21 protein-coding genes are annotated in these 23,419 nt (G+C 56.7%); 12 read left to right on the top strand and 9 right to left on the bottom strand.

Going from position 1 to position 23,419, the window contains the following annotated elements; translation table 11 throughout:
* The first annotated feature begins 52 nt into the window (after positions 1–52).
* From IE099_RS19320 to IE099_RS19310, 3 genes are read left to right on the top strand one after another with little or no spacing between them, the layout of a single operon-like run.
* Positions 53–808: a peptidoglycan recognition protein family protein gene (locus IE099_RS19320; protein ID WP_189573979.1), complete on the top strand. Its 756-nt coding sequence runs from the start codon at positions 53–55 to the stop codon at positions 806–808.
* Positions 809–819: 11 nt separating this feature from the next.
* Positions 820–1,188: a YkgJ family cysteine cluster protein gene (locus IE099_RS19315; protein WP_189573976.1), complete on the top strand. Its 369-nt coding sequence runs from the start codon at positions 820–822 to the stop codon at positions 1,186–1,188.
* Positions 1,189–1,208: 20 nt separating this feature from the next.
* Positions 1,209–2,711 carry a protein kinase domain-containing protein gene (locus tag IE099_RS19310; protein ID WP_189573973.1) on the top strand — a complete coding sequence of 501 codons (1,503 nt, stop codon included), beginning with the start codon at positions 1,209–1,211 and terminating at the stop codon, positions 2,709–2,711.
* Here the strand turns inward: IE099_RS19310 and IE099_RS19305 are convergent.
* On the bottom strand, positions 2,708–5,032 hold the full coding sequence (locus IE099_RS19305) for a tetratricopeptide repeat protein (protein WP_189573970.1): 2,325 nt from the start codon (positions 5,030–5,032) through the stop codon (positions 2,708–2,710). The genes IE099_RS19310 and IE099_RS19305 overlap by 4 nt on opposite strands.
* Before the next feature lie 74 nt (positions 5,033–5,106).
* Between IE099_RS19305 and IE099_RS19300 the strand changes: the two genes are divergently transcribed.
* On the top strand, positions 5,107–5,874 hold the full coding sequence (locus tag IE099_RS19300) for an RNA polymerase sigma factor (RefSeq protein ID WP_189573968.1): 768 nt from the start codon (positions 5,107–5,109) through the stop codon (positions 5,872–5,874).
* 6 nt (positions 5,875–5,880) lie between these two features.
* Here IE099_RS19300 and IE099_RS19295 read toward each other — a convergent pair whose 3' ends face one another.
* The gene (locus tag IE099_RS19295; protein WP_189573965.1) at positions 5,881–9,576 is read right to left on the bottom strand and encodes a phosphoribosylformylglycinamidine synthase; all 3,696 of its coding nucleotides are present in this window, start codon (positions 9,574–9,576) and stop codon (positions 5,881–5,883) included.
* A gap of 135 nt (positions 9,577–9,711) precedes the next feature.
* On the opposite strand from IE099_RS19295, the gene IE099_RS19290 reads away from it, so the two are divergent.
* The 4 genes from IE099_RS19290 to IE099_RS19275 all read left to right on the top strand — a co-directional run bounded on the left by IE099_RS19290 (position 9,712) and on the right by IE099_RS19275 (position 12,917).
* Complete coding sequence (locus tag IE099_RS19290) at positions 9,712–10,029, top strand: hypothetical protein (RefSeq protein ID WP_189573962.1); 318 nt, start codon at positions 9,712–9,714, stop codon at positions 10,027–10,029.
* Between the two features lie 7 nt (positions 10,030–10,036).
* The gene (locus tag IE099_RS19285; protein ID WP_189573959.1) at positions 10,037–10,669 is read left to right on the top strand and encodes a LysE family translocator; all 633 of its coding nucleotides are present in this window, start codon (positions 10,037–10,039) and stop codon (positions 10,667–10,669) included.
* A 119-nt stretch (positions 10,670–10,788) separates the two neighbouring features.
* Positions 10,789–11,079, top strand: coding sequence for a DUF4212 domain-containing protein (locus IE099_RS19280; RefSeq protein ID WP_189573956.1), 291 nt, complete (start codon positions 10,789–10,791; stop codon positions 11,077–11,079).
* Positions 11,079–12,917, top strand: coding sequence for a sodium:solute symporter family protein (locus tag IE099_RS19275; protein WP_189573953.1), 1,839 nt, complete (start codon positions 11,079–11,081; stop codon positions 12,915–12,917). Before IE099_RS19280 ends, IE099_RS19275 begins: the two co-directional genes overlap by 1 nt.
* A 3-nt stretch (positions 12,918–12,920) precedes the next feature.
* On the opposite strand, the gene IE099_RS19270 is transcribed toward IE099_RS19275, so the two are convergent.
* The gene (locus IE099_RS19270; RefSeq protein ID WP_189573950.1) at positions 12,921–13,340 is read right to left on the bottom strand and encodes a VOC family protein; all 420 of its coding nucleotides are present in this window, start codon (positions 13,338–13,340) and stop codon (positions 12,921–12,923) included.
* 113 nt (positions 13,341–13,453) lie between these two features.
* On the opposite strand from IE099_RS19270, the gene IE099_RS19265 reads away from it, so the two are divergent.
* Positions 13,454–14,854: an MBL fold metallo-hydrolase RNA specificity domain-containing protein gene (locus IE099_RS19265; RefSeq protein ID WP_189573947.1), complete on the top strand. Its 1,401-nt coding sequence runs from the start codon at positions 13,454–13,456 to the stop codon at positions 14,852–14,854.
* A 79-nt stretch (positions 14,855–14,933) separates the two neighbouring features.
* Here the strand turns inward: IE099_RS19265 and IE099_RS19260 are convergent, their stop codons facing one another.
* Positions 14,934–15,947: a beta-ketoacyl-ACP synthase III gene (locus tag IE099_RS19260; RefSeq protein ID WP_229809602.1), complete on the bottom strand. Its 1,014-nt coding sequence runs from the start codon at positions 15,945–15,947 to the stop codon at positions 14,934–14,936.
* A gap of 188 nt (positions 15,948–16,135) precedes the next feature.
* On the opposite strand from IE099_RS19260, the gene IE099_RS19255 reads away from it, so the two are divergent.
* From IE099_RS19255 to IE099_RS19245, 3 genes are all read left to right on the top strand, one after another.
* Positions 16,136–17,143, top strand: a complete 1,008-nt coding sequence (locus tag IE099_RS19255; RefSeq protein WP_189573944.1) for a hypothetical protein — start codon at positions 16,136–16,138, stop codon at positions 17,141–17,143.
* Between the two features lie 3 nt (positions 17,144–17,146).
* The gene (locus IE099_RS19250) at positions 17,147–18,547 is read left to right on the top strand and encodes a glycoside hydrolase family 26 protein (protein WP_189573941.1); all 1,401 of its coding nucleotides are present in this window, start codon (positions 17,147–17,149) and stop codon (positions 18,545–18,547) included.
* Between the two features lie 191 nt (positions 18,548–18,738).
* A complete protein-coding gene (locus IE099_RS19245) occupies positions 18,739–19,521 on the top strand; it encodes a D-alanyl-D-alanine carboxypeptidase family protein (RefSeq protein ID WP_189573938.1) in 783 nt (260 codons plus the stop codon).
* Positions 19,522–19,600: 79 nt separating this feature from the next.
* On the opposite strand, the gene IE099_RS19240 is transcribed toward IE099_RS19245, so the two are convergent.
* The 5 genes from IE099_RS19240 to prfB form a co-directional block, all read right to left on the bottom strand.
* Positions 19,601–19,936, bottom strand: coding sequence for a transposase (locus tag IE099_RS19240; protein ID WP_189573935.1), 336 nt, complete (start codon positions 19,934–19,936; stop codon positions 19,601–19,603).
* A 51-nt stretch (positions 19,937–19,987) separates the two neighbouring features.
* A complete protein-coding gene (locus tag IE099_RS19235) occupies positions 19,988–20,659 on the bottom strand; it encodes an HAD-IB family phosphatase (RefSeq protein WP_189573932.1) in 672 nt (223 codons plus the stop codon).
* Positions 20,656–21,120: a L,D-transpeptidase gene (locus IE099_RS19230; protein ID WP_189573930.1), complete on the bottom strand. Its 465-nt coding sequence runs from the start codon at positions 21,118–21,120 to the stop codon at positions 20,656–20,658. The genes IE099_RS19235 and IE099_RS19230 overlap by 4 nt, the downstream gene beginning before the upstream one ends.
* A gap of 18 nt (positions 21,121–21,138) precedes the next feature.
* Positions 21,139–22,146 carry a biotin synthase BioB gene (bioB, locus tag IE099_RS19225; protein WP_189573927.1) on the bottom strand — a complete coding sequence of 336 codons (1,008 nt, stop codon included), beginning with the start codon at positions 22,144–22,146 and terminating at the stop codon, positions 21,139–21,141.
* A 56-nt stretch (positions 22,147–22,202) separates the two neighbouring features.
* Positions 22,203–23,316, bottom strand: a protein-coding gene (prfB, locus tag IE099_RS19220) for a peptide chain release factor 2 (RefSeq protein WP_345778133.1) whose coding sequence is annotated in 2 segments (ribosomal slippage) — positions 22,203–23,228 and positions 23,230–23,316 — 1,113 coding nt in all. Because the reading frame shifts where the segments join, the coding sequence is not laid out codon by codon here.
* Positions 23,317–23,419: the final 103 nt, after the last annotated feature.

Genomic DNA, 23,419 nt, shown 5'->3' with positions numbered 1-23,419 from the left:
CTTTTGAGATATTTTGAATATCCTGAACCCTTCTCCGACTTATTTTTTTGTGATGAACAGATTTTTCCTCCTCCTCACTGCTCCGCTCATCGGTCTGTCTTTCACAGGTTGTGGCGGAGGCGAGCCCGAAGTTATCGCGATCCAGAATCAGCGCCCGAGCTCGTTTTATCAAGCGGCAGGAAGCTCCAGTAGCCCGCGAACTTACGTTTCTTCGCGTTCTCGTTCGGGGTCCCGCAGCCTGAATTCATTGCTTTCGGAGGTTCGTTTGAAGCAGGATATCATTTCGCGAAGCGCGCGTGGCCGGACCGGGCGCTCGATGTCCCCGCGTTATATCACCATTCACAGCACCCAGAACTGGTCTGCCGGAGCGGATTCCAATCGTCATGCACTGGCTTTGAAAAACAGCAAGCTGGGTCGCATCTCCTGGCATTTCACCACCGACGACCGTCAGGCCGTCCAGCACTTGCCCACCTCGGAGCAAGGAAATCACGCCGACCACGACGGTCCGGGCAACAAATACAGCATCGGAATCGAGATGTGCGAGCACCCTGGTTGCAGCCGGACCTCGACCATGGAGCGCACCGCCAAGCTGACCGCTTACCTCATGGTCAAGCACGACATCCCTCTTTCCCGCGTCGTTCCTCACTATCACTGGCCGCGTTGGGGGAAAAATCCACCCAACAAGAATTGCCCGCATTTCCTCATGACCAATGGTCGCCCGGGGGCAAAGTGGCAGGCCTACCTGGCCAAGGTCGGTCGCTACTACAACGAGATTCGTGGTGGTGGTTCGGTCTACGCTCGCCGCTAAGCCTTTTTCCAATGGCTGCCGCGACTCACAAGGGCGTCTATTACGTCTGCCAACGCTGCACGGCCTGTTGCAAGTGGCCGGGTGACGTTATCTTGGAAGAGGGGGAAGCGGAGAAGATTGCGGAGTATCTGGGAATGGAGGTCGAGGCCTTCATCCAAGAACACACCCATCTGAGCGAAAACCGGAAGCATCTTTCGCTGATGGAAAATCCCGACCATTCCTGTGTTTGGTTGAAAGGCGAGGACTGCACCTTGCAAGAGGTCAAGCCCCGGCAATGTGCCGGTTTCCCGAATGAGTGGAACTTCAAGGGTTGGAAGAAATACTGCGAAGCGATTCCAGTTCCGATTGAGCAAAAGCCCGGGGCGGTATCGAAATCTTAAGGTCCCGAACTCGCAACGACATGAAGGAGAAGTGTCGCAGTTGCGGGCGAGAGTTGACTCGAGGGGAATCTGGATTTTGTCCCTCTTGTCTTTTTGGAACTGCGATTGCGCAGCTCGCGGAGCAGGATGAAGAGCTCGCTCCCGCGTGGGAGGTGATGGAAGATTATCTCACGGATTATGAGTTTCATGGCGAGTTGGGGCGGGGAGGCACAGGAGTGGTCTATGAAGCAACCGAGCGAAAGTCGGGCGAGCCAGTTGCTGTCAAAGTGCTCGCCCCATCACTGGCGAAGAATCCGGAGTTCGTAGAGCGTTTCCGTCGCGAGGCCAAGGTGATGTCTGAGTTGAAGCATCCCAGCGTGGTGACAGTGCGCACCTGGGGGGAGCAGAATGGACTGCTCTTTCTCGTGATGGAATATCTTCCGTCGGGAAGTCTGGCCGAGCTCTTGCAGAGGGTGAAAAGGCTGTCTCTGGAGGAGGCGGTGTCTCTCTTGCTTCCCGTTTGTGACGGGCTGGATCACTCTCATCAACGCGGCATTCTCCATCGCGATATCAAGCCTGGAAACTTGTTACTCGATACGCGGGGGCAGCTCAAGGTGGCTGATTTTGGCTTGGCGAAGATTCTGGGGAGGGAGAGCGAAGCGGGCCTAACGGTGACAAATGCAACCATGGGAACGCCGCGATACATGGCCCCGGAGCAGATGGCGGAGGGGGGCGTAGTCGATGCGCGGACCGACGTTTACGCCCTTGGGGTTGTTCTTTACGAGATGCTCACTGGAAAGACTCCGGGCGGGAACTTCGCGCTTCCTTCCGAACTGCTGCCGGTGGGAGAGAAAGTGGATGAGGTCATCCTAAAGGCGATGAGTGATCAGGCGTCGGACCGGTTTAGGTCTATTGAGTTGTTTGGGAACGCTCTCGAATCGCTGGTTCACAAACCTTTTTCTAGAATCAAGGCGAGCGTGCTGACGGCTGCGAGTGTCACTTTGCTGGGTCTGGTAGGCTGGTTCATGGGTGGAGCAGAGAACAGGGGGGAACTTGAGGGCGGGGCGACTTGGGCCTTTCAGGTCGAAGCCGATGGCTCGTTGCCGGAGGGGTATCCAAACAAGATCGAGCATGTTCGGGCGATGGCCTTGAGCGACGCGGACCGGGAGTTCGGGGTGGCGCTTCTATCTGATGGTTCGTTGCAAGGCTTTGGCTCCAATCAATATGGGCAGTCCGAAGTGCCTAGCGGGAGAGGTTTTGTCGCAGTCGCCGTTGGGCGGGGTTCAAGGGCTGCTCATGGTTTGGCTTTGACCCAAGAAGGAAAAGTTGTGGCTTGGGGCGACAACAGTTTCGGGCAAGTCGAAATCCCAGAAGAGTTGGAAGTGGCGACAAGTGTTGCGGCGGGAGAATTCTGTTCCGCTGCGTTAAGCGAGGGAGAATGGATTGTGTGGGGGAGAAGAGATGGAGACATTGAGCCGTCCCAGTCGGTCGAATCCGATGAGTTGAGAGGTCGCCTGGTGGTGGCGAGAAAGCTGGATGACTAGGGGCGCTCGGATTGCGCGTATTCTTCGACCCAGGATAAGACCACCGGAGGGAGCGCGTCCCCCAGAAAGCGTTTGGCCAGCGGCAGGTTGAAGTTTTCCATGGGTGGGGAGATTGGAGCGCGTGGCAGAAGCTCCAAGGCGAAAGAGAGGTCGCTGCTGGGCGGCTCATTCTGGTGGACTTCAGCAGCAAGAATGTTGGTTCCCCCATGCAAGGGGAGCTTGGCTGGATCGAGGATAAAGATGCGATAGATGGTTTCATCCATCCCGCTCATAGTGTAGCTGGCGAGCGTGGTAGGAGAGATTTTTCCGGTTGGCATGTGGTGTCGGAGGAGCTCTACGCCATTCAGGTAAATGATCGCTCCGTCGTCACACAGCAGACTAAGCCGAAGAGAACCCAAGTCCGAGGCTAGCTGGCTCTCGGTCATTGTGAACCCATGGCGAAACCAAGCGGTGAGGTTCTTTCGCTCCGAGTCTGGGCCGAAGTCTATCACCGTGGCTTCGTCAGCATCGCCGTAACCCAACTCGGCAGCTCCCTTGGCCCAGCCCTGGTCGTTGTAATCGGGAGAGAACCAGTCGTCCGAAGGCGGACTACGAGAGTCGTAGTAGTTCCAAATCGCGTCGGCTGGAATGAGGGGTGGATGGGGGGAATTGGCGAGGGCTTGTTCTTCCCGCAGTATTAAATCGATCAACTGTTCGCGGCGATAGAGGAGTGGGGGAGTGTGTTCGGTGAAGATGAAGCGGGAGAGCTGCAAGCAGGCTAGGGCCTCGTCCATCCGTTCTCCGCGAATGCAGTCCAAGGCGATGTCCAGATAGCTGGCGGCGAGCTGATAGCGGGTCTCCTGATCTTCGTTTGCATTCTCCAGATTGTTCGCCCGCAAGGTGGTTGCCCGCAGGCGGGATTTGATGGCCTCTTCAGGATCGGTTTCGTCGTTGGCGCTGATATCGTTGTAGAGTTTGGAAAGAAACTGGTTCCACGCGGCCGAGTTGACGGCAGTGCCTTGACTGAGGCTCTCCGCGAATTCTCTTGTTTCCTGATTCAGCCTGAGGGCGAGATCGTTCTTTTCCACGCTTTGGAATTTCTCCTGAAAGTGGCGGGTCTCCTCCTGCAGGGTGCGCATCCATTCGGTGTTGTCTGGCTCTCGCGAAAGAAGAGTCTGCCATCCCCGCAGACTCTGCCGAATCAGTTCGAAGGCTTCCTCGTCGCGTTCCTCATCGAAGGCGAGGGAGCCGAGATTGCGTAGGGAATTGAGGTAGTCCAATTGCCAGAGAGTATTGGTGGGGTCCCACGTGACGAGGCTGGAACGCATTTCCAAAGCCTCTTCGTAATAGGGGCGGGCCATCTCGTTTTCTCCTCTCTCGTCGTGAATGGTGCCGAGGTTGTTGAGCAGGGTGGCGATCTCCTTGAGCCAGTTTCGGTTGTCCGGTTGGAGCTCGACCAATCGGCGGGCTGGTTGCAACCCCTGGCGATAGGCTTCTCCCGCACTTTCGTCGTCACCCAAGCTCATTTGGCACCACCCCTCATTATTGAAAGAGGTCATGTAGACTTGCTGGGCGAGAATGTCGTCCGGGACTTTGCCTTCGAAGGCTTTTCTACTAGAGATATAGTAGGAGATGGCTCCTTCCTGGTTCTCAATCGCCCTCTCGATTTCCCCGAGACCGAACAGAGTCGAGGCTCGCGAGGTGCGGACGAGTTCGACATCATTCGCGACCAAGCTTGGGCTCAAGTTTTCGAGTAATTGAAGAGCTGCCTGATTGGACTTTCTCGCGGCGTTGACTTCATTGGCTTCCCGCAGTGGAACCGCGCGCTCGTTGTAGTCATTCACCAGTTGAAGCGCGAGGTCGAGGCTGGGTGGCCCGCTCGCGATTTGCTGCTTTCGCAAAGAGATCACCTCCTGCCATTTTTGTTCTGCTTCCACAAAGTCTCCATTGGCGTAGTCCACGTTGGCGAGGGTGGACAGGATGGATGCCTTGGCCCCCAGAGTGTTCGGAGTTGCGAGGGCGGGCGGGAGGTTGTCGAAGTAGTTCAAGGTTCGTTCCGCCGATTGGGCGATGAGGTCGTTGCGGCCGAGCGGAATCAGTTGATCGCGCAAATCTTCCAGCATAAAGGTCGCGAGATCCTCAGCCTGTTCCCGGGCTCGATTGCCCAGATTGGCATCCTGTCGCACTCGGTCCAGGGTCTCTTGAGTCTGGGCCAACTCGGTTTCTGCGAGTCTTTTTTTCTCAGTCTGCCAGAAGAGATTGGCCGCAATGAGTGCCACTAGAATCAGTGCGGCAATGAGGAGTCGGCGGTAGAGCCGCTGGCGCTGGAGCAGACGGGGCATTGTGGGTTCGATGCGAGTATGCCCGATTCGGCAAAGACTGAACAGTCCGCGTTCTCGAGGCAGGGTTGCCTGCGATGGACATTGCCAGCCGGCAGATTTTTCCACACCTTTTTCCTGTGGCCGAGGATGGAACGCGAATTGAAAGCGGGGAATTTCCCTCTACCGCTTGGACTCTCATTGTCCAGGCTGGGGGCAGTGATGACCGGGCCCAGATGGCGATGGAGAAACTTTGCCAGCTCTATTGGTTTCCTCTCTATGCCTTTGCGCGCCGGATTGGAAATTCGAGGGAGGACGCCGAAGACAGCACTCAGGGATTTTTCACAAAGATGATCGATGGCGCCTATCTTGAGAAAGCCCGCGAGGAGAAAGGCCGAATGCGGACTTTTTTACTGACCTGCTTCAAGCGCTATCTGCGGGATGAATGGAAAAAGGCGACCGCTGACAAGCGGGGAGGCGGCCAAGAGATTCTGTCCATCGATGTCGAGCAGGCCGAAGAGCGGTTGGCCGATGAGAACGAGGACTCGCCTGAGAAACTCTATGAACGGCGCTGGGCTCTGGCAGTCCTGGATGGCGTGGTTCAGGCCTTGGGCGACGAGTATGAGGTGCGGGGGAAGAGTCGGCTCTTTCAAGAGTTGCGTCCTTTCCTGATGCCCGGCGAAGAGCAACACGGATATCAGGGGGTGGCCGAACGATTGGGGATGAAGGAGAATGCGGTTGGCGTTGCCGTTTACCGCCTCCGCAAGCGATTCGGCGAGTTGATGCAGCGCCACGTTATGGCTACGGTCGAAGACGAAAGCGAAGTTCAGAATGAACTCCGCTATCTGATAGGCGCTCTGGGATAGGCCGGCTTAGGCAAAGTATTGCACCCCGGCCTTGAAGAGGGGCTGGTGCTTGTTGCCCGGGATGTTCTTGGCCACGTTGGCTCCCCGGCGCTCGGTGTGACCCATTTTCCCAAAGATGCGGCCGCAAGGGCTGGTGATGCCCTCGATGGCGAGTGCACTTTGGTTCGGGTTGCTGGGTTCGAGCAGGCTGGGCTGTCCCTCCGCGTCGCAATATTGAGTCGCGATTTGGCCGTTTTTCACCAGTGAGGCGAGGGTGGCTTCGTCGGCGAGGAAGCGGCCTTCGCCATGGGAGACGGGGATGGTATGCAGGTCGCCCACCGCACAATTAGCCAGCCAAGGAGAATTGGTATTGGCCACCCGGGTGGTGACGTAGGTGGAGATGTGTCGCGCGATCGGATTGTGGGTCAAGGTCGCCGAACCCGAGGGGGTGAGGAGACCGGATTTGACGAGAGCCTGGAAGCCGTTGCAAATCCCGAGAATGAGTCCCTGACGAGTCTCATGCAGGTCCGCGATGGCATCGGCGATCTGCGGGTTGCGCAGGATGGTCGCGATGAATTTGGCGGAACCGTCTGGCTCGTCACCTGAGCTGAAGCCCCCGGGTAAGAAGAGGATTTGCGAATTGCGGATGGAGTCCGCAAAAGCAGCGAGCGACTCTTCCACCGCAGCGGGGGTGAGGTTGCGGAAGACGAGGATCTCGGATTCGGCTCCAGCCTGCTCGAAGACTCGCGCGGAGTCGTATTCGCAGTTGGTGCCGGGAAAGACCGGGATGAGGACCTTTGGCTTGGCGTGAGAGGAAGAGGGTGCGGTGGCTTTTGCGGTCTCAATTGAGACGGTGCCCAGTTCTTTGCTTGCTGCCTGTGCGCTGGTCGCGGTTCCCGAAGTGGTGCGATAGACAGATTCCAGTGCGCCGGTGTAGGCTTGCTCAATCTCGCGGAGGGAAGTGCTTTCGTTATTGAGGACGAGAGCCTGCTCTGCAGTGGTCGATCCGATGGCTCGGAAGTTCTCGGGAAGAGTGACCTCGGAAGGGGTTTCCAGTATGAAGGTGTAGGGAGCTGGCGCTTGGGGATTCTGGAGGTTCAAGGTGGATCCAATGCCGTTTCCGAGGCAAGAAAGCGCGGCGGCATAACCCACGCCGGGCTGTCCCACGTATTTGAGAGAAAGGATTTTGCCTGCTTTGACTTGTTCGTGAATCTGGTCTGCCAAGGCGATGAGATCGGCGTAGAGCGGGAGGCCTTCTGCGTCGACTGGCGCGGAGACCAGGGAGACGGTTGAGCCCGCTTGTTTGAACTCGGGGGAAAGGGCCAGCGAGGCCAATCCGGGCGCGAGGGCGAAGGAGACCAGAGTGGGCGGAACGTCGAGGTCCTTGAAGGAGCCCGACATCGAGTCCTTGCCGCCGATCGCCGCCAGACGCAGGCCATGCTGGGCGTGGAAAGCTCCTAACAAGGCGGAGAACGGCAAGCCCCAGCGGGCGGGGTCTTCGCCGAGTTTGGGGAAGTATTCTTGGAAAGTCAGCCGGGTGTCCTGCAGGCGGGCACCGGTGGCGACGACTTTGCAGACCGATTCCGCTACCGCATGGACGCTGCCGTGGAAAGGCGAGTCGCTGCTGAGCTTGGGATCAAAGGCCCAGGCCATGTGGGTGCAGGCGTCGGTCTCGCCAGCGAGGACGGGGACCTTGGCCACCATCGAGTCGGGTGGGGTGATTTGATTTTTTCCGCCAAAGGGTGAAAGCACCGTGCCTGCTCCGATCGAAGAGTCGAACATTTCGCCAAGGCCTTTCTGCGAAGCGAGATTGAGGGAAGCGAGTTGGTCGAGGAGGCTGGTGTTGTCGGTCTCAGGCGTAGGGGCGGTAGGCGGATTGATGTGAATCTTGGCCGAGCCCTGCACCCCGTTGGTCTCGATGAAGTCGCGGGTGAGACTGACAATGGTCTGACCTCGCCAGGTCATATTGAGTCGACCGCTGTCGGTGACTTGGGCCACCTCGACGCACTCGAGGTTTTCCTTGTCGGATTCGGCGATGAAGTAGGCCACGTCTGCGGGATCTACGACGACTGCCATGCGTTCTTGGGACTCCGAGATCGCGAGTTCGGTGCCGTCGAGACCTTGATATTTCTTCGGCACGGCATCGAGGTCGATATCGAGACTGTCCGCCAGCTCGCCGATGGCCACCGAGACTCCGCCGGCGCCGAAGTCGTTGCAGCGCTTGATTTTGTATGACAGCTCAGGATTTCGGAAGAGGCGCTGCACCTTGCGTTCGGTGGGGGCGTTGCCTTTTTGGACTTCCGCCGAATTCTCCAAAGCAGTGTCGGTGTGCTCCTTGGAGGAACCGGTTGCACCGCCCACGCCATCGCGTCCGGTGCGACCACCGATGAGGAGAATGATGTCGCCGGGTTCGGGATTACCGCGTTGGACCTGACTCCGCGGGCAGGCTGCGACGACCGCTCCGATTTCCATACGCTTGGCGAGATAACCGGGGTGGTAAATCTCCGAGACCTGGCCCGTGGCGAGACCGATTTGGTTTCCGTAAGACGAGTAACCACGGGCGGCTTCGAGACAGATTTTTCGCTGCGGCAACTTGTTCGCCATCGTTTCGCCGAAGGGAGTGCGGGGGTCCCACGCTCCGGTCACCCGCATGGCCTGATAGACGTAGGCACGGCCGGAAAGGGGGTCGCGAATGCAGCCGCCCAGACAGGTCGCGGCGCCGCCGAAAGGCTCGATCTCGGTGGGGTGGTTGTGGGTTTCGTTTTTAAACTGGATGAGGTATTCCTCGCGCACTTTCTCGCCATCGCGCTGGATGGGGATCTCCACGATGATGGAGGCGGCATTGATCTCCTCCGAGATCTCGAGGTTGTCGAGCTCGCCGGATTTTTTCAGCTCCTTGGCCGCGATGATGGCGAGGTCCATCATGGTTTCGGGGCGCTCGGTATCGGCTCCGTAGAGCGCTTCGCGAGTCTTCTGATACTGTTCGTAGGTAGCACGAATAGTCTCCGTGTTTTCGCCGAAGGTCACTTCCTCAATCTTGGTCAGGAAGGTGGTGTGGCGGCAGTGGTCGGACCAGTAGGTGTCGAGCAACTTGATCTCGGTGAGGGAGGGGTCACGCTGTTCCTCGTCACGGAAATAACTCTGGGTGTGGGCGAGGTCCGCCAGGGTCATGGCGAGCCCGAGCTCGTTCTGCAACTCGGCCAGTTCGTCCTCCGACTTGGCGATGAAGCCGATCAAGATTGCGACGTCGGCGGGTTCTTTGGTGGGGGGAGTGAGGGTGGCGGGAATCTCGAGGCTGGCCTCGTGGGAGTCCACGGGGTTGATGAGGTAGCTCTTAACGCTTTCGATTTGCTCGGCGGAAAGGTCACCCTCCAGGAGATAGACCTGCGCGGAAGTCAGGGGGGGAGCTTCTTCTCCGGTCAAAATGGCAACGCATTGGGCGGCGGAATCGGCGCGTTGGTCGAATTGACCGGGCAAAAATTCAATCGCGAAGCGGTGGGTCGCGGCAGGGAGTTCGTCGAAGGTGACCTCCGTGAAGGGCTCGGAAAAAATGAGTTCGCGGGCTTGCGCGAAGTGCTCGTCGCTCAATCCATCGACGAAATAGCGCTGGAGAATGCGCAAGTCGCTGATTTGCGGCAAGTCGAGGGTCTCGCGCAAGTCGGCGAGGAGAGTTCGGGCGGGCTGATTGTGTTCAGGGCGTTTTTCAACGTAGAGCGCGTGCACCCGAAGGGATTTAGGGGCTTTCTCCGCGGGTGGCTAGCGCGGAATGCGTTCGATGTGCCGACAGGTCCTTTTTGGCTGTCTCAAGTTGAGACAAATTGAGGTGTTGTTTGGGGTTGGGGCTTGCTAAAGACGGGCATGAAACCGTTGGTTTTCGTTCTTTTTGCTGTCTTTGCTTGTCTCGTGGGTTGTGGGCCTACGGGGCTGGATGAAAGTGGTCTGCCCCAGCCTCGTCCGGAGCTGGCGGCAAAGGCTGGCATTAGCCTTGATGAAATGGGGGAAGGTTACTGGGTCTTTAGCCGCAAGTGCATGGAGTGCCACGAAGCGAGATTGCCCAAAGGCCAAATCGAGGGAGTTTGGCATCCGGTGGTGGATGGCATGTCTGGCAATGCGGGGCTTTCCACGAGTGAGAATGCGGCAGTCGTGAACTATGTTCGCGCAGCCAACCTGCGTTAAAGGCAAGATGGCTCCGCATTGGCTGGCTGACTGGGGGATGTTCGCCGCAGTGATGGCTCTGGGGCAGTTCAGTCCCGGGCCAGATATGATTCTGCTGACCCGGACTTCGTTAAAGAGCGGACGAAGCGCGGGATGGCAGGTGACGCTCGGAATTGTGACCGGGCTGTGTCTCCACGCCGCATTGGCAATTGGGGGAGTGACCGCCTTACTTAGGCAGGGGGGCACATGGGAGAAGGTTCTTGGCGTGGTGGCGGCGGGTTATCTCTTCTGGCTGGGGTGGCAAATGTTCCGGTCTTTCGTTCGGCTCAATTCAGGAGCTTTAGGTGAGGCTGAGAAGGGAGGTGAGAAGGGTTCGTGGTTTGTGCAGGGGCTTCTTTGCAATCTCCTGAATCCCAAAGTGGTGATTTTCTTCGCTGGCATCACCACGGTCTTTTTGAAAGGAGAGCATGATGCCTGGTGGCCAATCCTGCTGTGGGCGACGATTGTGTTGGAGGGACTTTTTCTGTGGGGGCTCTGGGTCGCAATTTTACAAAAAGGAAACGTGCGGGCGGTCTACGAAAAGCTGGGCAAATGGCTGGATCTCGGATTTGGGGGAGGACTGTGGTTGCTGGCGATTCTGATGCTCTGGCAGGTCTTTTGAGGATAAAGGCCTCCCTATTCAAAAGACCGCAAATTCTTTTCCATGAAAGGCGAGTCCAGGCAGGTGGCGTGAAAGGGCGTTGCCAGATGGTTGGCAGGCTTGTTACGACTAGGTTTGCAATGAGTGATTCGGCTAAAAAGGTATCAAAAGATGCGCGCGACCGCTATTGGCGGTCCAATCTCAAGTGGCTGGCAGGGCTCCTGTCGGTTTGGTTTTTAGCCTCTTATGGCTGTGGCATCTTGTGGGTCGACGCTCTCGATAAGATTACGATTCCCGGAACTGGCTTTAAGCTGGGTTTCTGGTTCGCCCAGCAAGGGAGCATTTACGTCTTCGTCGTCTTGATCGCCATTTATGTGGTGGTGATGAACCGTCTCGATAAGCAACTTTTGGAAGGAAAGGGCGAACAGTAATGGACGTGCAATTTTGGACCTATTTGTTGGTTGGTCTCACCTTCGCTCTTTATATCGGGATCGCGATTTGGTCCCGTGCGGGCTCGACCAGCGAGTTCTATGTCGCTGGCAAAGGAGTGCCGGCCTTGGCCAATGGAATGGCGACGGCGGCGGACTGGATGAGCGCGGCCTCCTTCATCTCGATGGCGGGAATTATCTCGTTCGCGGGGCGCGATGGTTCGGTCTATCTGATGGGCTGGACGGGCGGCTACGTGCTGCTGGCGCTCTTGCTGGCGCCGTATCTCAGGCGCTTTGGCAAGTTTACGGTCCCGGACTTCATCGGCGATCGTTATTATTCGCGCACCGCTCGTCTGGTGGCGGTCTTTTGCGCCATTTTCATTAGCTTCACCTACGTCGCCGGCCAAATGCGCGGGGTGGGGGTGGTGTTCTCCCGCTTCTTGGAAGTTGAGGTGGAGACCGGGGTGGTCATCGGGATGGTGATTGTGCTGTTTTACGCGGTGCTTGGGGGGATGAAAGGCATCACCTATACGCAGGTGGCGCAGTATTGCGTGCTCATTTTTGCCTTCATGGTGCCAGCCATTTTCCTGTCGATTCAGATGGCGGGGAATCCGATTCCTCAGCTGGGCTTTGGCGGCACGACGCCCGGTGAGACCGTGAGTCTTTTGTCCAAGCTTGATGGCCTGAGCGAGGAGCTGGGTTTCAATCGCTACACGGAAGGGGTGAAACCTACCGTGGACGTCTTCTTCATCACTGCTGCGCTGATGTGTGGCACGGCGGGATTGCCCCACGTGATTGTGCGTTTCTATACCGTGAAAAAGGCCAGTGCGGCGCGGAATTCGGCTCTTTGGGCTCTTCTCCTGATCGCCATTCTCTACACCGCCGCTCCTGCGGTCGCGGTCTTTGCGCGCACCAACCTGTTGAATACCGTGAAGGACGCCAACTACAAGGACCTGCCGAGCTGGTTTGGGAATTGGGAGAACACCGGTCTGATTGCTTGGGAGGATAAGAATGGAGATGGCAAGATCCAGTATACCGGACGCGGGCCGGCCTTTGAAAAAATGCCCGACGCGCCCAAGGCCTTGCCCGCCTTTCAAGAGGACGAGCAGGGTGAAAAGGTTCGCGGATCAGTGGGGCAGCGCTTGTTGAAAAACACCCCCACCGACAACGACAACGAGCTCTACATCGACCGCGACATCATGGTTCTGGCGAACCCGGAGATCGGAAAGCTTCCCAATTGGGTCATCGGTCTGGTGGCAGCGGGTGGGCTGGCGGCCGCGCTCTCGACAGCGGCGGGTCTCTTGCTCGTGATTTCCACTTCGGTTGCGCACGACTTGGTCAAGACGACCTTCGCGCCCAACATGAGCGAGAAGCAGGAGTTGATCTGGGCTCGCGGCGGCGCTGCGGTTGCGGTGGTGGTCGCGGGTTACTTCGGGATCAAGCCTCCGGGCTTTGTGGCCGAGGTGGTGGCCTTCGCTTTCGGTCTAGCGGCTAGTTCGTTTTTCCCCGCGATTATCCTGGGGATTTTCACCAAGCGAACCACGATGCAAGGAGCAGTTGCGGGGATGGTGGTGGGCCTTCTTTTCACCGCCTCTTACATCATCTACTTTAAATTCCCGCAGCTCATCGACAGCTTGGGCATCCCGACGATGGCAAATACGACCGAGAACTGGCTTTTCGGTATTTCTCCGGAAGGAATCGGCACGCTCGGAATGTTGTTGAACGTGGTGGTGGCCGTCATCGTCTCGCGCGTCACCCCCGCACCTCCGCAAGAGGTTGCCGACATCGTGGAGAAAGTTCGTTACCCGCGGGCGGCCTTGGGTGAAGGGGAGGAAGGGTAGACGCTACTTTTCGAACAGACCCTCCGGATTCTTGAAGCTCTTGAACTCAAGCGCGTTTCCGGAGGGGTCTTTGACAAAGAAAGTCGCTTGTTCGCCGGGTTCGTCTGCGAAGCGGATTTGCGGGTCTTCGATGAACTCGCTTCCGGCGTCCTTCAGCCGACTCGCCAAGGCGTGGAATTCATGCCACTCCAGAACCGCGCCGAAGTGGGGCATGGGCACGGACTTGCCGGCCACCTGGGATTCGGTGGAGGACTCCACAAAGGTGCCGAGGTGGAGGGAAAGTTGGTTTCCCCAAAAGTCGAAGTCGATCCACTGTTCCGTGCTCCGGCCTTCCCGGCAACCGAGAATCTTTCCGTAGAACTTTCTCGTCGCTTCCAGATCAGAGATGGAATAGGCGAGGTGAAATGGGCGCTGGCTTTGCATAAGTCAGCGTTTCTCGAAAGATGCCGTGGTGTAAATAGCCCAATTTCGAAATTGGATTGTCCGCGACATCTTTTCCACTTGGAGGGTGGGTGTGAACTGGTAGCTTGTTAGGGATGAAATTGACGTTTTGTGGCGCGGCTGGGACGACGACGGGTTCCCAGCACTTGTTGGAAGTGAACGGACAACGCATTCTGCTGGATTGCGGCTTGTATCAGGGGCGGCGGAAGGATGCCTTCGAGGTGAACTGCTGTTTTCCCCACTTTGATCCAGCTACTATTGATTCCGTAGTTCTCTCCCACGCCCACATTGACCACGCGGGTAATTTGCCGAATCTGTGCAAGAAGGGCTTCGCGGGAAACATCTTTGCGACCTTCGCCACCCGCGATTTGTGCGCCATCATGTTGCCGGATTCCGCTCGCATTCAGACCAGTGATACCAAGTGGCTCAACAAGCATCGCAAGCGGCAGAATCAGCCCTTGGTGGAGCCTCTTTACAATGAAATCGATGCCGAGAAATGTCTGCGCCAGTTCGTGAACTTGGGCTACAACCGACCCATGCTGATCGCGAACGGGGTCAAGCTGACCTTCATTGATGCGGGACACATTCTCGGAAGTGCGCAGGTGCTGTTAGAGGTGGAAGACGAAGCCGACGGCCAGACCAAGCGATTCCTCTTTTCCGGCGATGTCGGGCGGGGGGATAACGACATTTTACGTGACCCAGTGCCGGGCACGGACATCGACTTTATGCTGATGGAAAGCACTTATGGCGGACGCGAGCACGAGCTGGGCACGGGGGCTGACGACAAGGTGGCGGAAGTTCTCAATCGCGCGCTCAAGCGGGGTGGAAAGGTGATCATTCCGTGTTTCGCAGTCGAGCGAACCCAGCAGATTCTCTATGTGCTGCACCAACTCTTCGAAGAGAAGAAGATTCCCACCGTCGATGTCTACGTGGATAGCCCGCTGGCGACCAATGCCACCGAGATTTTCCGGCTTCATCCCGAGTGCTTCAACGATGAAGTCTACGAATTCCTTCACGAAAGGAGGGACCCCTTTGGCTTCGAAGGGCTCACTCTCATTCGTTCGGTAGAAAAGTCGAAAGCTCTCAACGAGCGCGAAGACCAGTGCATCATCATCTCTGCTTCGGGAATGTGCGAGGCTGGCCGCATTCTTCATCATTTGAAGAACGGGGTGGGCAATCCCCGCAACACAATTTTCTTCGTCGGTTATTGCGCCGAACAAACCCTTGGATGGAAACTCCGTGAGGGTTGGGATAAGGTGAAAATCTTTGGCGATGAATACACCGTTAAGGCGAAAATCGACATTGTGGACTCCTTCTCCGGTCACGCGGATCACTCGGAGTTGTTAGACTATTTTCAGGCAACCTCCGGGCCCAAGAAGAAGGTCTGGCTGATTCATGGTGAGCCCTCCCGGTCCGAGGCGCTGTGTGATGCTCTGCGGGAGATTCATGATGGAGAGGTGGAAGTTGGAGTGCTCGGCCAGACGGTCGAGTTTTAACAAGGCCTGAAACGAGGGCAAAAAAAGCGGGGACTCGCCGTCCCCGCGCTGAAATCTCTGATTGCTTGGGAGCTCGTGCTTACCACTCAATGGCCGCAGCGGCCCAAGTGAGGCCGGCTCCGAAGACCACGAGGACAATTTTGTCTCCGCGCTCGAATCGTCCCGAACGATGGGCTTCATCCAAAGCGATGGCAACGGCGGCGGCCGAGGTGTTGCCGTATTTTTGCAAATTGGTGAAGACGCGCTCTGTCGGCACGGTCAGCCGGTCGGCGATGGCTCCAATGATGCGGAGATTGGCTTGGTGGGGGATGACCAGTTTGACATCCTCGGGTGCAATGTTGGCGCGTTCCAGCACGGTCTCGGCCGATTGCTTCATACGGGTGACCGCATGTTTGAAGACTTCCTTGCCCAGCATCGCCAGCGAGGCGAGGCGCTGATCGGCGTTTTCGATCGTGATGGGGCAGGCTGAGCCTCCTCCGGGGATGTTGAGGAGATGGGTTTGCGCTCCGTCGGTGCCAATATCGGTGGCAATGATGTTTCCTTCTCCTTCTTCCGAGCGTCTCAAGACGGCCGCGCCAGCTCCGTCTCCGAAGAGAATACAGGTGTTGCGGTCTTCCCAGTTGACGAATGAAGAGAGTTTCTCAGCCCCGATGATGAGAGCGTTCTGGAAAGCGCCGTCCGAGATTAGTCGTTTGGCAATCTTCATGGCGTAAAGAAAGCCTGAGCAAGCGGCCGAGATGTCAAATGCCACGGCCTTGCGGCTCCCCAGGTTCTGCTGCACATAGCAGGCGGTGGCTGGGGTCAAGGTGTCGGGGGTGATTGTTGCGACGATGATGAGGTCGAGGTCCGAGGGGTCGATCTTCGCCTGTTCGAGGGCCTTTTCCGCCGCCTTGGTCGCCATGTGGGACGTGAATTCGCCCTCTGCCGCGATTCGGCGCTCCTTGATGCCGGTGCGGCTGGTAATCCATTCATCTGAAGTGTCTACCAGAGATTCAAGATCAGCGTTGGTGAGAATTTTTTCCGGAAGGTAACTCCCCGTGCCAGCGATCATCACGGGGACCTGGGACTCGGGTTTACTGGTCGTTTTGCTCATGTGTGTGGCGAGAGCTTCGGCCTTGATGGTCGATCTGGCAAGAGGGGAGTCCGCCAGAGAATCCGGATTTGTGAAATGAGGGTGGCTTTGTTTTGAAGCGCAAGTGGGAGGGTCTCCCGGCAATCGCTTTTGATTCTGAAAGAAAAATTGAATCGACTGCGGCTTTGGCCAATCTTCTGACCATGCCGATGAAGTTAGAGGACGCGCAAGGACTCCTGGAATCCGCCCACGAGCGGGGTCGGTTGGCGCATGCCTTGATACTGAGTGGTCCTGCGGGCAGTGGGAAGGCGGAGTTGGCGGCAAACTTGATTCAGCATCTGAACAAGCCAGCGGACGCTGGAGCGGATCTCTGGGGAGAACCGGTGGTGGAGGAGCAGAAGACTTTGGACCAGCTGGAGGGGGAATTTGTTCGGATTGTGCGTCCAAAGTCCCGCTCGCGACGAATCAAGGTTGAGCAGATGCGGGAAATCGAAAAACCCTTTCACCTTGCCGCTCCGGAGGGAACCTGGAAGGTCGGGGTGGTGGTCGATGCCGACCGGATGGGAGAAGAGGCGGCGAACGCCTTCCTGAAAACTTTGGAAGAGCCTCCGCCGGATTGTCTTTTGCTCCTGCTCACCGCCTCTCCGGCACGGCTCTTGCCGACGATTCTTTCCCGCTGCGTGGAGATCTCTCTGACCAATCGACGGGGAATGGAGGAGCGTTTGGCGGAGCGGACTCACGAGCTGGAGCGTGCCCTGGCAGGGATCGCAAGCCACGGACCGAGCGTCTGGGGGGCGTTGGGGATTAAGGCGGTCTTTGAAGACATTTTGGCCGCTTGGAAAAAGGAGCGCGAGAAGGTCTTCGCCGACGAGCTGAAGGCTGAAGTTGCGCACTACAAGAATTCGAGTGAGGGCAAGTGGCTCGAAGAGCGCGAGGAAGCGATGAAAGCCGAGCTGGCGGGAGAACTGGTGGAAGCCAAGACTGCCTTGGTGCAGTGGTTGACTGCTTGGATGGGAGATGCCGTTCGTTCCAAATTCGGGGGTGACCGCTTTGACTTGCCCCGGCAGAAAGAGTTCACCAAGAGCTTCGGCGGGAGCCAGGATTTGCCCTCTCTGTTGCGCCGCACCGATGCGCTCAAGGACTTGGTGGCTCTGCAGGAAACCAATGCGCAGGAGACGTTGGTGCTGGAGACCTGCCTGTTGTGCGCTTTTTCCTGAAGTATGAAGCGAGCTCTACTAGCGCTTGGTTGGGTGGCCAGCTTGGTTCCTGCTGTTGCTGATCCCTTGCATGGGCCCAACGTGAATCCATCGAACTTTGCGGTTCTGGTAGAGTGGGAAAAGTTCACCGACCAACAGGCGGGGGTGATCGGAGACAACCTTTCCGCAGAGACATGGTCGGTGTATCGAGAGGCTCTTTCATGGAAAGACGAAGAGCCCAAGGGAGCCATTGCCCAGCAGCTGAAGCGGTGGGGCAATGCTTTTGACGGGAATGGGGTCTTGGAAAGTAGCGAGGGGGAGGAGGAGTATGTGGGAGGGCCGCGGGGCTCGCTCTCCGACTATGTGGTTGAGATGGCGATTCCTCTTTTTCCAAATCGAATGGAGGGGACGGAAGGAGATTTGCGGGGAGCCTCTCTAGTGGAGGACCGGTGGCAGATGGGCGAGGAGGCAAATCGTCATCACACCGAGGCCAAGCAAGCCTTTCGAGCCTTGGCCAAGGCTTTGGTCGAGGCGGGATTGGCGGATGCGCGATTGCGCTTGGGGTGGGAATTAACCGGAGACTGGTTCCCGTGGGGGATTGAGCCCGAGGGCTCAAACGCAGGCACCGCAGAGGAGTTCAAGGACTGCTGGAAATTTGTCTACCTGACGATGGAGGAGGTCAATCCAAGGTTCACCTGGGTGTGGAATTGCACTTTGGGTTTTGACCACTTTGATCCGAGCAAGGCCTTTCCTGAATATCCGGACCTCAACTTTGCCGACCCTGCTGATCAGAAGGATAAAATTTTGGCGGAGTTCATGAGTGTCGACCTCTATGATGCCGATGGAGAGTGCTACTATCGGTCGGATGAAGATATCGAAATTGAGCGTGAATCGATGGTCAGTTATTGGAATCTGCATCCTGAGAAGCAAAAGAGGGCCTTTCTGGCTCTTCAGAAAAAAGTATTCGAAGGGCGGGGACACCTTGCAAAAGAAGGGGAGTCCCGAACCTACGGGCTGCGTTTTTTCAAGGAATTTGCCGATAGCAAGAGGCTGCCACTGGCGGTTAGCGAGTGGGGGCCGTGGGCAAATTTTGTCCTCCAGCGAAATTCCGAAGATGGAACCAAGCTGAAGTCCATCGGTTACGGAGGTGATGATAATCCCTATTTCATTGCCGGAGCTATCGACTGGTTTCGTGAAAATGAGGTGGCCTACGCTTGTCTGTTCGAGTTTTACAACGGGGGCGAGGGGGATACCGTTGATCACACCATACTTCCACATTACTGGAACAGTTCACGTGAGGGTCGACCTTTGATGAGTCTTTATCCCTCGGAGTCGCCTTTTTACCCAATCAAAGATCAGATTCACCCCCGGGCGGCCAAGGCGTATTTAGAGAGTCTTTCGGAGGCAGGTGGGGAGTCCGACTAGGGCGCAAATCGATTGAAGACTCTTTTCGCGCTTTCCGTCAGAGTCAGGTAATGAGAGGTTCCGCGGCGATGCAGAGGCAGATAGCAATATTGGGATTGGTTGGTTTAATGGGACTGAATGCATGTGCCCCCGTGCCTGCAAGCTATCCTCCGCAAGTCCGACAAGGACAAATATCTCCTTCACCCGCGCCCGTGCTAGCTCCGGCGGTCGACCCTCCGGTCAATCTTTTGCCTTCCAAGCCGGTTCCTCCCATTACTGCCAAGGCGGCATTGGTCATGGACGGGGTGACGGGCCGAATTTTGGCAGCAAAGAATCCCGACGAGCGGCGCGCGGTTGCTTCCACTCAGAAGCTTCTGACCGCTCTGGTGACGCTGGAGAGCGGGCCCCTCAGCGATCCGGTGACGGTCGAGCTGTCAGATACCCAGGTGGAGCCCTCCAAGGTCTACATTCGCCCCAACGAGACCTACACCCGTGCCGCTCTCGTCAAGGCCCTGATGGTCAAGAGCGGCAATGATGTCGCCAAGGCTCTCGCGCGTGACGTGGCGGGGAGTGAGGCGGCGTTTGTCTCCCGAATGAACACCAAGGCGGTATCCCTTGGGATGCGTAACTCGTTCTTTATGAATCCACACGGATTGACCGAGGAAGGGCAGTATTCCTCCGCCAGAGACATCGGAATTCTTGCGCGGGAGGCATATCAGTCATCGGTTTTACGCGATTTCGTGCGGACGAAGAGTTATACTTTTACTCGCCCGAGCGGTGACAGCAAGACCTTGACGAATACTAATCAGTTACTGAGTAAAGTCTCTTACTGCACCGGAATGAAGACTGGAACAACCAATGCTTCTGGACGCTGTTTGGTCTCCAGCGGTGAATTGGACGGCCGCTTGACGATAGTCGTCGTCTTGGGAGCAAGCAACGAATCCACGCTCTACAAGGAGTCTGAGGCTCTTCTGCGGTGGAGCCTGGAGCGCTAAGCTGATCGCTAGACGTGAAAACAGGCAGACCAATTCTGGACTGCCTGTTCTCAAATAGTGTTGCTTTGTTGGAAGGGGATTAAACCTTCTTCTTTAGCTTCGCGTACTCCTTTTCAAGAGCAGCAATCTTCGCTTTGCCAGCTTCAATCTCGTCGAGGATTTCGCCAAGACGGTGCAGAACACGTGATTGAGCAGTAGCTCCACGAGAACCGCCTTTGGCAGCGGAGGGGGCTGAAGAGCCGCCAGCACGCTTTTTCCAAGCTGTAATGGTTAGTGGAGTAATTCCGAATTTACGAGCAGCGGCGGCAACGCCTCCGCGACCCTTCTCTGCGTCTACAGAAGCAACATAGTCGATGACTTCCTGCTTTTCTTCTGCGGTGTAACGCTTTCCTTTAGTTGTTTTCTTCTTTGCCATGTGGGGCGGGAAGTAAACGGCCGATTTGACTATAGTGCAAGGAGAAATTATCTATTCGCAACTTGACGGGGTCTCCGAAAGATAGTTTTCGATGGTGGATGGAAGCTCATCGAACGACTTAATAAAGGCAGTTGCTTGCTTTTTGACAGCTTCCCTGCTGATTACTCCACCATATCCAATAAACAAATCTACCACACTATTTGTTTCTAAATCTGAAATGCCATCTCCCAACATGACAGTTTGAGAGGGGGTGATATCGCTGACGAGGTCCCGGATGATATCTGGTTTGCCACCGTTGCGGGCAGTAGGCGCTTCCGCGTTGAATCCGCGGTAGCTGCCGTCTTCATTGAAATAGAGGTCGACCGCATAAATCTTTGAGATGTTCAATAGGTCAGCTACAGGCTCAATGACAGGGGTAAAACCTCCCGAAATGATAATAGGCTCCCATCCTCGTTCTCTTAGGAGGGTCAATGCGTTAACTACACCAGGGGAAAGTCTTTTGATATATAGTTCTCCCACCTGTTTGCACATCTCCCGGCTGGGTAAAATGAGATCCAAGCGCCTCCCGAAAACTTCGTCGATTGGAACGGTTCCGTCCATTGCCTGATTTGTCAATTTGATGACCTCGTTTTCAGCCTGGGGGCCGCGGAGGGCTGCGAGTTCGTCGACGCCTTCGATTGCGCAAAGGGTTGAGTCACAATCGAGAAAGAGAAGTTTGTTCATGAGAATGGATTGTTCGAGATATAAACAGGGGTGCCTACCGGCACGAGAGGATAGAGGTCTGCGATGGCACGATTGCTGAGCCTAATGCAACCGTGGGAAGCGGGGGAGCCAATCTTCTGCTCCTGATTGGTGCCATGGAAGTAGATGTATCGCTGATAGGTATTGCTGGTCTCGGGGTCGTCGCTCTCCAGACGGAAGATGCGGGTGAGGACCAGGTCTTCTTCGGATTCCTCATCCGCTGACCAGTAGCCGATTGGCTTTCGACCTTTGAAGATTGTTCCTTCCGGAGCGCGGGCTCCGTATTTTTCACAAATGCGAAAGCTGCCCAGGGGGGTGCGATTGGAGCCTTCCTCGGTGCCCAATCCAAACCTGGAGGTAGACACTGGAAGCTCCAGAATCATCTGTCCGTCATTGAATAGCCGAACCCGTTGATCGGGCACGGAGACATGCAGGGACTTCATCGTCGGGTGAGGAATGAGCTACTGGGACGCGGGTGCGAGCGCTGGCTGGAGGGGGGCATCCTCTTTCGCGGAGGGCGCGGGCCGGTCCCGATTCGGCTGTTGGGTGGAAAGACCGAGCTTGGATATCAGGTTCAGGTCCTTTTCCACTGCCGGGTTGGCGGCGGTGAGAAGCTTGTCGCCGTAGAAGATCGAATTGGCCCCGGCGAAGAAGCAGAGGGCTTGAGCTTCCTCGGAAAGATGAGTGCGGCCGGCGGAAAGACGGACCTTGCCTGCTGGGACCGCGATGCGGGTAACTGCGATAATGCGGACGAGTTCAAAGACGTCCACCCCTTGATTTTCCGCCATTGGAGTGCCGGGCATGGGCATCAACTTGTTGATGGGGATGGATTCGGGGGGAGGATTGAAGGACGAGATGACTTCAATCATCTTCAAGCGGTCTTCGGTGGTTTCTCCCAAGCCCAGGATTCCTCCGCAGCAGACTGACATGCCGGCATCCTGCACGTTGCGGATGGTTTGAAGGCGGTCGTCAAAGGTGTGCGTGGTGACAATCTCCGGGTAGTGCTCTGGAGAAGTGTCGATGTTGTGATTGTAGGCGGTGACTCCGGCTTCCTTCAAGGCGGCCGCTTCCTCAGGGCCAAGTTGGCCGAGCGTGACGCAAACCTCCATGCCCAGTTCGGAAACGTTGCGCACGATGTCGAGCACTTGCTCGAAGCGCTTGGTGCCACTGCGAACTCCGCGCCAAGCCGCTCCCATACAGAAGCGGGTAGAGCCACTCTCTCGGGCAGCACGGGCTCTGGCCATCACATCATCACATTCCATCAGCCGATCGGCATCGACTCCGGATTTGTAGCGAGCTGATTGCGCGCAGTAGGAGCAGTCTTCCGAACAACCACCTGTCTTAATGGAAAGCAGGGTGCAAAGCTGAACTTCGTTTTCGGGCCAGTTGGCTTCGTGAACTTCACGGGATTTCTTGAGAAGTTCGAAAAGAGGAAGCTGATAGAGGGCGTTGAGCTCGTCGTAGGTCATGAGTGGATAGGGGAGACTAGTGCAAAAAAAGGAAACTGTGGAGAGGTATTATTGGTCTAACTCTGGTGTCTGAGCATGGCTTCGATGAAGCCGTTGAGGTCGCCATCCATGACGGATTGGATATTGCCAGTCTCATATCCAGTGCGCAGGTCTTTGACCATTTGATAGGGTTGGAAGACATAGGAGCGGATTTGGCTCCCCCATCCGATTTCGCCTTTTTCGGAGTAAGTCCGGTCGGCCTCGGCCATTTGTTTCTCTTCTTCGATTTGGTAGAGCTTGGCCTTGAGGATTTGCCAGGCCAGCTCGCGGTTGCGTAGCTGGGAGCGCTCTTGAGTGGAGCGGATCATGATGCCGGTGGGCAGGTGTTTTAGAATCACTGCGGTCTCCACCTTGTTCACATTTTGACCTCCTTTGCCGCCGGAGCGCGCGGTCGAAATTTCAACATCGGAATCCGGAATATCAATCTCGATCGTCATGTCCACCTCGGGGGTGACGTCAACGGCGGCGAAGGAGGTGTGGCGTTTGCCTGCGGCGTCGAAGGGGGAAATGCGGACGAGCCGATGCACGCCGCGCTCTTGCTTCAAGTAGCCATAAGCATATTGACCTTCAATCAGAAGAGAGACGCCCGAGATGCCGGCTCCATCACCTTCCTGGTAGTCCAGAGTCGTTACCTTGAAGCCCTTGTCCTCCGCCCAGCGGGTATACATTCGCAGGAGCATGGAGGCCCAGTCGCAGGCTTCGGTTCCACCAGCGCCTGCCTGAATGTTCAGGTAAGCATTATTAGGATCGGCGGGTTGATCGAGAAGGGTGATGAGTTCAAAAGAGTCCAGTCCCTTGCCGATCGCGATGAATTCGTCAGCTGCTTCTCTCGCGGAATCAAGGTCTTCAAACTCCTTGGCCAATTCGATGGATGCGGCCAAGTCTTCCAAGCGGGATTCGAGTTTGAGGAAGGGCTCGACCTTGCCGGCTACGCCGTTCTTTTCCGTGATGGTGCTTTGGGCTTCGGCCTGATTGTCCCAGAACTCGGGCTCTGCCATTCGCTGTTCGAGATTGGCGAGCTGGTCTTGTAAAGTTGGGATGTCAAAGATACCTCCTGAGTTCCGACAAGCGCTCCGTGAGGGAGTCGATGTCAAACGCCAGGAGGTCAGCGATGGAATGAGTTTCGGACATGGTGCGGGCAGGTGGTAGGTGAGGAGCGCACTCCGTTCAAGGTTGAATTGTAGCTGGGAATGGAAGAATCGGCGTGGTTCTTGCCAAGTCAAATTCCAGTGAT

The organism is Roseibacillus persicicus, from assembly GCF_014651675.1.
Lineage (GTDB): Bacteria > Verrucomicrobiota > Verrucomicrobiia > Verrucomicrobiales > Akkermansiaceae > Roseibacillus > Roseibacillus persicicus.
This window is presented reverse-complemented; position numbering and strand designations above follow the sequence as displayed.

What these genes read in the sequence shown, in the direction of transcription:
- IE099_RS19305 (WP_189573970.1), bottom strand. Translation starts at nt 5,032, where the DNA reads ATGCCCCGTCTGCTCCAGCGCCAGCGGCTCTACCGCCGACTCCTCATT.
- IE099_RS19315 (WP_189573976.1), top strand. Translation starts at nt 820, where the DNA reads ATGGCTGCCGCGACTCACAAGGGCGTCTATTACGTCTGCCAACGCTGC.
- IE099_RS19290 (WP_189573962.1), top strand. Translation starts at nt 9,712, where the DNA reads ATGAAACCGTTGGTTTTCGTTCTTTTTGCTGTCTTTGCTTGTCTCGTG.
- IE099_RS19235 (WP_189573932.1), bottom strand. Translation starts at nt 20,659, where the DNA reads ATGAACAAACTTCTCTTTCTCGATTGTGACTCAACCCTTTGCGCAATC.
- IE099_RS19250 (WP_189573941.1), top strand. Translation starts at nt 17,147, where the DNA reads ATGAAGCGAGCTCTACTAGCGCTTGGTTGGGTGGCCAGCTTGGTTCCT.
- IE099_RS19320 (WP_189573979.1), top strand. Translation starts at nt 53, where the DNA reads ATGAACAGATTTTTCCTCCTCCTCACTGCTCCGCTCATCGGTCTGTCT.
- IE099_RS19270 (WP_189573950.1), bottom strand. Translation starts at nt 13,340, where the DNA reads ATGCAAAGCCAGCGCCCATTTCACCTCGCCTATTCCATCTCTGATCTG.
- IE099_RS19240 (WP_189573935.1), bottom strand. Translation starts at nt 19,936, where the DNA reads ATGGCAAAGAAGAAAACAACTAAAGGAAAGCGTTACACCGCAGAAGAA.
- IE099_RS19310 (WP_189573973.1), top strand. Translation starts at nt 1,209, where the DNA reads ATGAAGGAGAAGTGTCGCAGTTGCGGGCGAGAGTTGACTCGAGGGGAA.
- IE099_RS19265 (WP_189573947.1), top strand. Translation starts at nt 13,454, where the DNA reads ATGAAATTGACGTTTTGTGGCGCGGCTGGGACGACGACGGGTTCCCAG.
- IE099_RS19285 (WP_189573959.1), top strand. Translation starts at nt 10,037, where the DNA reads ATGGCTCCGCATTGGCTGGCTGACTGGGGGATGTTCGCCGCAGTGATG.
- IE099_RS19230 (WP_189573930.1), bottom strand. Translation starts at nt 21,120, where the DNA reads ATGAAGTCCCTGCATGTCTCCGTGCCCGATCAACGGGTTCGGCTATTC.
- IE099_RS19255 (WP_189573944.1), top strand. Translation starts at nt 16,136, where the DNA reads ATGAAGTTAGAGGACGCGCAAGGACTCCTGGAATCCGCCCACGAGCGG.
- bioB (WP_189573927.1), bottom strand. Translation starts at nt 22,146, where the DNA reads ATGACCTACGACGAGCTCAACGCCCTCTATCAGCTTCCTCTTTTCGAA.
- IE099_RS19260 (WP_229809602.1), bottom strand. Translation starts at nt 15,947, where the DNA reads ATGAGCAAAACGACCAGTAAACCCGAGTCCCAGGTCCCCGTGATGATC.
- IE099_RS19300 (WP_189573968.1), top strand. Translation starts at nt 5,107, where the DNA reads ATGGACATTGCCAGCCGGCAGATTTTTCCACACCTTTTTCCTGTGGCC.
- IE099_RS19275 (WP_189573953.1), top strand. Translation starts at nt 11,079, where the DNA reads ATGGACGTGCAATTTTGGACCTATTTGTTGGTTGGTCTCACCTTCGCT.
- IE099_RS19280 (WP_189573956.1), top strand. Translation starts at nt 10,789, where the DNA reads ATGAGTGATTCGGCTAAAAAGGTATCAAAAGATGCGCGCGACCGCTAT.